Origin of the sequence: Alistipes sp., from assembly GCF_048465575.1 — a bacterium.
GTDB lineage: Bacteria > Bacteroidota > Bacteroidia > Bacteroidales > Rikenellaceae > Alistipes.
The window spans coordinates 110649-119596 of the sequence record NZ_DBFWLG010000005.1 but is presented as its reverse complement, the minus strand read 5'-3'; the positions used below and the strand labels follow the sequence as shown (position 1 = coordinate 119596).

The following is an 8948-nucleotide window of genomic DNA, read 5'->3' as shown; positions in this document are numbered from 1 at the left end:
GAGCTGGCGGCCGCCCGGGCATCGGCCGCGGCCGAGATCGCCGCACTGCGCGAGCGCACCGCCGCGGAGCGCGAAGCCGAAAAGGCGCGCCGCGAAAAGGAGGAGGAGACCCTGCGAGCCCAGTTCAAAAACCTGGCCAGCGAGATTCTGGGCGAGCAGTCGCGCACGTTCAAGGAGACCAACCGCGAGGCGCTCGACGTACTTCTGAAACCGTTCCGCGTCAATATTACGGAGTTCCGCGAGCGCGTCGAGCGCATCTACTCCCACGAGAACGAACAGCGGGGCGAGCTGAAAAACGAGCTGAAGAACCTCATGGAGCTCAACCGCCGCATCACCGCCGAGACGACCAACCTGACCAACGCATTGAAAGGCAACTCCAAGGTGCAGGGCGACTGGGGCGAGATGCTGCTCGAAACGATCCTCGACAGTTCGTCCCTTATCAAGGGTATTCACTACGAAACGCAATTCAACCTCAAGGACGCCGAGGGGCGCAACCTGAGGCCCGACGTGGTGTTGCACCTGCCCGACAAAAAGGAGATCGTCATCGACTCGAAAGTCTCGCTCACGGCTTTCGTCGCCTACACGGCGGCCGAAAGCGAGGCCGAGCGGCGGCGGCACCTGGCTGCGCACGTGGCCTCGGTCCGCCAGCACGTCACCGAGCTGGGGCGCAAGGAGTACCAGCGGCTGGTCAATTCGCCCGATTTCGTCATCTTGTTCGTGCCCAACGAGCCGGCGTTTCTGGCGGCCCTGCAAAACGATCAGACGATCTGGTCGGACGCCTACGACAAAAAAGTGGTGATCTCCTCGCCCACGAACCTCTTTGCGCTGCTGAAGCTGGTCGCGGACCTCTGGAAATACAACGACCAGGACAAGAATACGAAAGAGATCGCCGCCTGCGGGCTGAAGCTCTACGAACAACTGGTCGCATTCACCGCCTCGCTCGAGGGCGTCGGCACGGCGCTCGACAAGGCCCGCGACGCCTACGAGGACGCCCACAAGCGGCTCTGCACCGGAAACGACAACATCATCCGCGTGGGCGAACGGTTGCGCCGCACGGCGCGGCTCCAGACCCGGCGCCAACATGCGGCCCGCACGCTGGAGCTGGCGGGCCAAGACGCCGAAGCGGAAGAGGACGCGCCGCCGACGCTTCCCGAGGAGACGGCTTGAATCGTCGTCCCGAGGGTCGCCAACGACTTGAAGCCCTGACATGCGGCCGAAGCGGGTGATACCGGCGCTATCATTTCCAACCGAAACTGTGAAAATTTCGTTTCGAAAGAAAATTCGCACTGAAAAGTTTGGGTTTTGTCGCTAAAATCGTATCTTTGTCCAAACTCAAAACTGCCTCTATGAAACGTATTCTACTCTCCCTGCTCGCGCTCTGGTGCATGCTGCCCGCACTGGCCGACAACCCCCTCGCGGACGAGCGCGCCGTCGTCACGTCCGGCAACGCCCGTTTCACCGTACTGACCCCGCAGCTCGTGCGCATGGAGTGGAGCGCCGACGGCCGCTTCGAGGACCGCGCGACGCTGACATTCGTCAACCGCCGGACCCCCGTTCCCGATTTCAAGGTCCGCGACACGAAAACCCGGCTGACGATCACCACCCCGGCACTGAAACTCACCTACCTCAAGGGCGAACGGTTTTCCGACGCGAACCTGCGGGTCGAGTTTCTCCTCAACGGCCGCAAGGCGGTCTGGACGCCCGGCATGGAGGACCCCGAAAACCTGATGGGCACCTCCCGCACGCTCGACGGCGCCGACGGCGCGCGCCTGAAAGACCCGATGGAGCCGGGCCTCGTCTCGCGCTCGGGATGGGCCGTGGTGGACGACAGCCGGAGGCACCTGCTCGCTGCCGACGATTCGGCGTGGGGCGAGTGGGTCGAAGCGCGACCCGCAGGCGAGCGGCAGGACCTCTACCTCTTCGCCCACGGCCACGACTACAAACAGGCGCTCTCCGACTATGCCCTCGTGGCGGGCCGCGCGCCGATGCCGCCCCGCTATACGCTGGGCTACTGGTGGAGCCGCTACTGGCAATATTCGGACAACGAGTTCCGCGACCTGGTCGCCAAACTCAAGTCGGTGGACATTCCGATCGACGTGCTGATCGTCGACATGGACTGGCACGAGACCTGGGGGCTGCGCAGAAAGGACTCGCCCAAGGACGAATACGACCAGCGCATCGGCTGGACCGGGTATACGTGGCAGAAAGAGCTCTTCCCCTCGCCCGCCAACTTTCTCGAGTGGACCGAGACCGAGCAGCTGAAAGTGGCCCTCAACCTCCACCCCGCATCGGGCATCCAGCCCTACGAGGCGGTCTACGACGATTTCGTCAGCGCCTACGGCTGGCAGGAGAAAGGCAAGAGCGTCCCCTTTGCCATCGACGACCGAAAGTGGGCCGACGCCTATTTCGATACCGTGCTCGGCCCGATGGAGCGCGACGGCGTGGATTTCTGGTGGCTCGACTGGCAGCAGTGGAAAGAGTCGAAATTCACCCCCGGGCTCTCCAACACGTTCTGGCTCAACCACACGTTCTTCCGCCATGCCGAGCGGCAGCACCCGGCGCAGCGGCCTTTCATCTACCACCGCTGGGGAGGCCTGGGTTCGCACCGCTACCCGCTGGCCTTTTCGGGCGACACCTACGCCACGTGGGCCACGCTGGCCTACCTGCCTTATTTCACGGCTACGGCTTCGAATGTCAACTACGGCTACTGGGGCCACGATATCGGCGGACACATGTTCCACCGGGAGCAGCAACACACCGACCCGGAACTCTACACCCGCTGGCTGCAATACGGCGTTTTCACGCCCATCTTCAAGACCCATTCGACCAAGGACCCGCGCATCGAACGCTACCCGTGGCTCTTCCCGGACCACCTCTTCCTCATGCGCGACGCCATCCGGCTGCGTTATACCCTCGCACCCTATATCTATAACGCTGTGCGCGAAAACTACGACACGGGCATCGGCATGTGCCGTCCGATGTACTACGACTGGCCCGAAGAGGAGCAGGCATACAACGCCCCCGAGCAGTTCCTCTTCGGCGACGACCTGCTGGCTACGGCCGTCACGGAGCCTGTGGACCGCACCACGGGGCTGGCGCGACGCACCGTCTGGTTCCCCGAGGGGCAGTGGTACGACTGCGCGACGGGCGCCATGTACACGGGCGACACTGTGCGGACGCTCCGCTACACGCTTGCCGAGAACCCCTATTATGCCCGCGCGGGCGCCATCATCCCGATGAACCCGCCGACCGTCGGAAACCTCCAGCAGCGGTGCGACACGCTGGTGCTGACCTTTATCCCCGGGGCGGACGGCCGCCTGCGCCACTACGAGGACGACGGCACGAGCCGTGCCTACTCCACCGCGTATGCCACCACGCAGGTCACCAAACGACAGGAGGGAAACACCCTCCGGGTCCGGATCGAACCGCGCGAGGGCACTTACGAGGGGGCTTCCGCAAGCCGCTCGTGGGAGCTGCGTTTCCCGGCGACGTTCCCGCCGCAAAAGGTGCTGGTCGACGGCCGCGAATACCCCTATGCCCGCTTCCCGAAAGCCGGCCAGTGGACTTACGACGCCTATACGTTGGCGCCGGTGGTCCATGTGGCAGAGGCTCCGTGCGACCGGGCGCTGGAGGTGGAACTCGTGCTGGACGACCATGCCGTGGCGCACCAGAGCGACCTCTACGGCAAGAGCGGCGTATTCAAGCGCTGCATGGACCTCACGGTGGAGTTCAAAACCGAGCAGGGACGCTTCGGCGAGACCTATCTGATGCTGCCCAAGGAGTACCTCAGCGTTTCGCAGTGCCCCAATTTCATCCTCGAAGCACCGCAGCGCATCCGCGAATTTCTCGCAGCCTACGACCGCAACCGGGCCGCGCTGTTCGAAAAGACCGATGCGATGACTATCATCGGGCCGGAGTTCAAGGAGCGGCTCCGGGCGCAGATCGGCGGATTGGAATAGACGCAAGAAAAGCCCGCGACCCGAAAGGCCGCGGGCTTCTTCGTCTACCGCCTCCAACTGTTGCGCAGGCGGCTGGAGATACCCGGCGTGGCCTCATTTTCCAGCGCCGCCAGCAGGTCGTCCCACGCGTCCCGCACCCAGGGGATCCGGTCGCGGCAGCGGCCGAGCACCTCGACCGCACCGATGCGCACGGCCACTTTCGCCTCCGGGTCGAGGGCCCATTCGGCGGCGGCCTCGGCGATCCGGTCGAGCACGTCCCGCGGGGGTAGATAGCTCCCGAGCAGGTGCGCCATGATCTTCGAGAAATGGCGTCGGGCGCTGGGATCGGTACAGGCCGGAAAATCGGTTGCACAAAAGCGTTCGGCGTAAGGACGGAGCAGCTCAGGGGTTTCGAAATAGAGCGTATCCGCGACCCAAGCGCTTCGGAAAAGGAGCTTGTGACGCCGGTCGGACGGCAGGTGCGCGTGTGCACCCGTGGCAAGGGCGTAAAGGGTTCCGAAAGCCGCTTCAAGGCGCACCAGCCGGGCTACGCGCGAGACGAAATCGCGCGAAAACCGTCCGAGCAGCAGGGCGGTGAGTTCTTCTTCGGTCATGGGTGTGCGGATGGCGGATGCGAACAGCGGGCGAAACGGCCTACTACGGCGACAATTCCTAAAACAACTTTTTCTTCGAGGTCGTCACCACAAAATCTTTCAGGTAGAATGGCTCGAAATAGGCGATGTCCTCCGTGCGGCCGGCATCGAAAGCCTCCTGGGCCAGCCGGGCCAGTCCGCGGGCCGAGGGAGCGACCTCGACCTGCACCGCGTCGGGCAGCAGTTCGGCGCACTTGCGGGCGCCGCTGCCGAAGACCACGAACGGACGCCCGGTGTGGCGGAACGCCGCGAAGCTGTTTTGGTCGACGACCTCCGCCGTGACGGGGCTCTGCGGCACGCCTGCGGCATCGAAGACCTGGGCGTAGACCTCCATGCGGCGGGCGTCGACCATCGGGCAGAGCCACGCCCGCTCCCAATCGTCCACGTCGAGAATCCCGGCCTCGTAATCTTCGCACGCCACCTCGGTGAGGGCATCGAGCGACCCCACGGCCAGAAGCGGCTTGCCGATCCCGTAGCACAGCCCCTTGGCGAACGAGACGCCGATCCTCAGCCCCGTGTACGACCCGGGGCCCTTGCCCACGGCCACAGCGTCCAGTTCGTCGGGCGCAATGTCCATCTCGCGCAACAGTTCGTCGACGAACACGCCGACCTTGCGGGCGTGGTCGCGCCCTTCGTCGCTCTCGCGCAGGGAGATCAGTTCCCCGTCGCGGGCGATACCTACGGAACAGATGTCCGTGCCGGTTTCGATACAGAGTATCAGGCTCATAGTTATCTTTTTTGTTCAGATCACACCGAAATGTTCCATCGCTTTTTTCAGACCGTCATCGTCCACCGACGCGGTGACGTAGTCGGCCGCAGCGAGCGCTTCGGCGCAGGCATTGCCCATCGCCACGCCCACTCCCGCAGCGTGCAGCATCGCCGCGTCGTTGCCGCCGTCGCCGAAAGCCATCGTTTCGTCCACGCCGAAATCGAAGCGGGCGGCGAATTCCGCCATGCCCGTCGCCTTGTCCACGCCCCGCACGTTGATGTCGGCAAAGACCGGACACCAGCGGGCGGCCACCAGTTCGGGCAGTTCGGGCATGACCCGGCGCTCGGTTTCGGGATCGAAGAAGAAGCACATCTGGCAGCACGTGCAGCTCTCGTACAGCTTACGGAGGTCCGCTTCGACCGGAACCGGATGGGCCACCATGCGGGCCCACTCCTCGGCCGCGGGCGAAAGGCGGTTGACGAAGAGCCCTTCGTCGAGCTCGAACGCCAGCGAGAAACCGTATTCGTCCGACAACCGCATGGCCCGTTCGAAGGCGGCGCGCGGAATCGGATGACGCGCCACGACCTCGCCGCCGCGCAGCACGCACTCCGAGCCGTTCAGGGCGACGATGCCGTCGTAGGGTATTCCTTCGAGAATCTCCAGGTCGGCGGCGGCGCGTCCGGTGGCGATGAAGAGCCGTACACCCCGCTCATGCGCCCTGAGAAGCGCCTCGCGCGCCGAAGCGGGCACACGATGCGTGCGGAAACTCACCAGCGTGCCGTCCACGTCGAGAAAAAGGGCTTTTATTGTGTTGTTTTCCATAGTGTATCTGTCACAAATTGGTCGTCAGGACGGATGAAATCCGGTGCTTCGCAAAGTCGGCGAGGCAGGAGCATACCTGCGTATGCGACTGTCGAAGCCGGCGAGGGAAGTGCCGGAGTTCGCCGTCATCACGACCAGTCACCGGTGGTTCTTCATCGCCTTGTCCATCTCCCGGCGCGCGTCGTTCTCCTTGAGGTACTCGCGCTTGTCGTAGGACTTGCGGCCGCGAGCCAGACCGACAACGACCTTGGCTAGACCGCGCTCGTTGAGGAAGAGCCTGAGCCCCACGATCGTCAGGCCGCGGTCCTGCCCCTCGCGCCGCAGCTTCTCCAGTTCGCGGCGGGTGAGCAGCAGCTTGCGGTCGCGCCGCGGGGTGTGGTTGTTGCACGTGCCCCAGGCGTACTCGGCGATGTTGACGCCGCGAATCCACAACTCTCCCTGCTCGAAATAGCAGTAGGAGTCGGTCATCGACACCTTGCCGGCCCGGATCGACTTGATCTCCGTTCCGGCGAGCACGATGCCCGCAACCCACTCTTCGAGAATCTCATAGTCGAAAGTGGCGCGCTTGTTCCGGATATTTATCTTCTTTTGTTCCATCGTCTGTTCAAAAACGGCATAAATATTGCGAATTTCTTTCGCAGGGGTGGGAATCGGTCAAGGTAACCAATTCTTTTATCTTTGATATGTTTTACACATCTTTCTGTTTATTTTCTGTTTGCACACGGTATGCGCAGTGATGCGTGTACGACACGAGACCCACCCCTTTTTTCACTACAAGATCAACCGTTGCAATTTATGGGCTAAAGCCACCCTGGCCTTGTTGAGCGCCGAAAGCCGCTGCATGACTTCGCACTCCTCCTCCTCGGTGCGCTCGTCCGTGAGTTTGGCCTGCCACTCGCGGATAAAGCGCTCGATGACCTTGGATTTGTAGAGCGTCACGGCCTTGGGAACTCCCACGGCCAGTATCTCCTCGTCGGTCTCGACGTGCATGTCCTTGCGCCGCCACAGCTCGCTGGCCACGTACATGTCGTCTCCGGTCAGTATGTCCACCGAGACGTTGCACACCTCGGGGTCGGGGTGGTTGATGAAATGGTACGGCGGAATCTCCACGCCCCGTCCCGCGATGCGCCACTGTTCGCGGTAGGTGGCGAGCAGCTGGTTGTAGAGCGGGTTGAGGAACGTGAGGTTATCCTCGTCCAGTTCGGCGAAGATTACCTCCGCGACGTTGCACGGGACCATCGTCCGGCCCTCCTTGAAATCGAACGAGCAGTGGCCGTATTTCAGCAGGTACTTGACCAGTTCCCGCTCGAGGGCCTCGGTGCTGCTGCCGGCCTCGACCCGCTGGACGAACTCCGTCTCGGGCCGCGCCTCCTCGCGCCGCAGGGCCGTCTGGCGCCGCACGAAATCGTCCGCCTCGCGGTCGCCCGTCGAGGCCATGCGCTTGCGGGCGACCTCCGAAATAAGGATCTGCTCGTCGATGTCCATGATCCGCGCGCACTCCTTGATATAGACCGAACGCTGGATCGGATCGGGAATCTGCGCCACGGACTGCACCATGTCGCCGATCAGGGCCGCTTTCCGGATCGGGTCGCCCTTGGCGTCTTCGAGCAGCAGCCGCGCCTTGAAAGCCAGGAAATCCTGCTCGTTCCGGCGGATATACTCCTGCAACTCATCGGCCGTGTGGCTGCGGGCGAACGAATCGGGGTCCTCGGGTTCGGGGAGCAGCACCACGCGCACGTTCATCCCCTCCTTGAGGATCATGTCGATCCCGCGCAGCGACGCGTGGATACCCGCCGAGTCGCCGTCGTAGATCACCGTGATGTTCTTCGTGAAGCGGTTCAGCAGGCGGATCTGCTCGGTGGTGAGCGACGTGCCGGACGACGAGACGACATTCTCGACCCCGGCCTGGTGCATCGAGATCACGTCGGTATAGCCCTCGACCAGAATGGCATAATCGAGCTGCTGGATGGCTTTCTTGGCGAAATAGAGGCCGTACAACTCGCGCTTCTTGCTGTAAATCTCGCTTTCGGGCGAGTTCTGGTACTTGGCCACCTGCTTGTCGGTGCGCAACGTACGGCCGCCGAATGCCACGATGCGGCCCGAGATGTTGTGGACTGGGAAGATCACCCGGTCGCGGAAACGGTCGAAGAGCGAGCCGTCGCGGTCGCTCTTGAGCGAGAGACCCGTCGAGACGAGGAACTCCTCCTTGTACCCGGCCGCAAGCGCGTCCTGCGACATGCGGTCCCCCTTGGCCGGGCAGAAACCCAGTCCGAATTTCTTGATCGTGGCGTCGGTCATGCCGCGCTTCTGGCGAAAATAGGTCAGCCCCACGCTCTGCCCCTCGGTCCGGTTGAGGAGGTAGTCGGCGAAATAGTCCGCCGCCCAGCCGTTCAGGGCGAACATCGACTCGCGGTCGTCGTTGCGGCGCACCTCCTCCTCGGTCATCTCCTTTTCGCGGACCTCGATGCCGTAGCGCTTGGCCACCATCTTCAGCGCCTCGGGGTAGGTGACGCTCTCGTGCTCCATGAGGAACGTCACGGCATTGCCGCCCTTGCCGCAGCCGAAACACTTGTAGACCCCTTTCGAGGGGGAGACCACGAACGACGGGGTCTTTTCGTTGTGGAACGGACAGCAGGCCTGGTAATTGACGCCCTTGCGCCGGAGCGTGACGTATTCACCGACAATATCCACGATATTGGCGGCGGCGTAAATGCGGTCTACTGTTTCCCGGTCGATCATATGTGCAAAGGTACGAAGAATTCACAATACGGAATTCACAATCCAAAAATTTTTCCCTGCACGATTGCACGAGCACACGATCGAGGG

The 8948-nt window shown here is 63.0% G+C and carries 7 protein-coding genes; 2 read left to right on the top strand and 5 right to left on the bottom strand.

Annotated features, from left to right (window positions below; translation table 11 throughout):
- Both ACMQ11_RS01325 and ACMQ11_RS01320 read left to right on the top strand, forming a co-directional pair.
- Nucleotides 1–1167, top strand: a 1167-nt coding sequence (locus ACMQ11_RS01325) for a DNA recombination protein RmuC (protein WP_418990855.1), incomplete at its 5' end; no start/stop codon positions are given.
- A gap of 179 nt (nucleotides 1168–1346) precedes the next feature.
- Nucleotides 1347–3959 (top strand): TIM-barrel domain-containing protein, encoded by a 2613-nt coding sequence (locus tag ACMQ11_RS01320; RefSeq protein ID WP_418990854.1) that lies wholly within the window; start codon nucleotides 1347–1349, stop codon nucleotides 3957–3959.
- A gap of 44 nt (nucleotides 3960–4003) precedes the next feature.
- On the opposite strand, the gene ACMQ11_RS01315 is transcribed toward ACMQ11_RS01320, so the two are convergent.
- The 5 genes from ACMQ11_RS01315 to dnaG all read right to left on the bottom strand — a co-directional run bounded on the left by ACMQ11_RS01315 (nucleotide 4004) and on the right by dnaG (nucleotide 8861).
- Nucleotides 4004–4552: a hypothetical protein gene (locus ACMQ11_RS01315; protein ID WP_418990853.1), complete on the bottom strand. Its 549-nt coding sequence runs from the start codon at nucleotides 4550–4552 to the stop codon at nucleotides 4004–4006.
- A gap of 58 nt (nucleotides 4553–4610) precedes the next feature.
- Nucleotides 4611–5318 (bottom strand): tRNA (adenosine(37)-N6)-threonylcarbamoyltransferase complex dimerization subunit type 1 TsaB, encoded by a 708-nt coding sequence (tsaB, locus tag ACMQ11_RS01310; RefSeq protein ID WP_418990852.1) that lies wholly within the window; start codon nucleotides 5316–5318, stop codon nucleotides 4611–4613.
- A 15-nt stretch (nucleotides 5319–5333) separates the two neighbouring features.
- Nucleotides 5334–6122 (bottom strand): Cof-type HAD-IIB family hydrolase, encoded by a 789-nt coding sequence (locus ACMQ11_RS01305; RefSeq protein ID WP_418990851.1) that lies wholly within the window; start codon nucleotides 6120–6122, stop codon nucleotides 5334–5336.
- 138 nt (nucleotides 6123–6260) lie between these two features.
- Entirely contained in the window at nucleotides 6261–6719 is a 459-nt protein-coding gene (smpB, locus tag ACMQ11_RS01300; protein ID WP_418990850.1) for an SsrA-binding protein SmpB, read from the bottom strand.
- Between the two features lie 174 nt (nucleotides 6720–6893).
- Nucleotides 6894–8861, bottom strand: coding sequence for a DNA primase (gene dnaG, locus ACMQ11_RS01295; RefSeq protein WP_418990849.1), 1968 nt, complete (start codon nucleotides 8859–8861; stop codon nucleotides 6894–6896).
- Nucleotides 8862–8948: the final 87 nt, after the last annotated feature.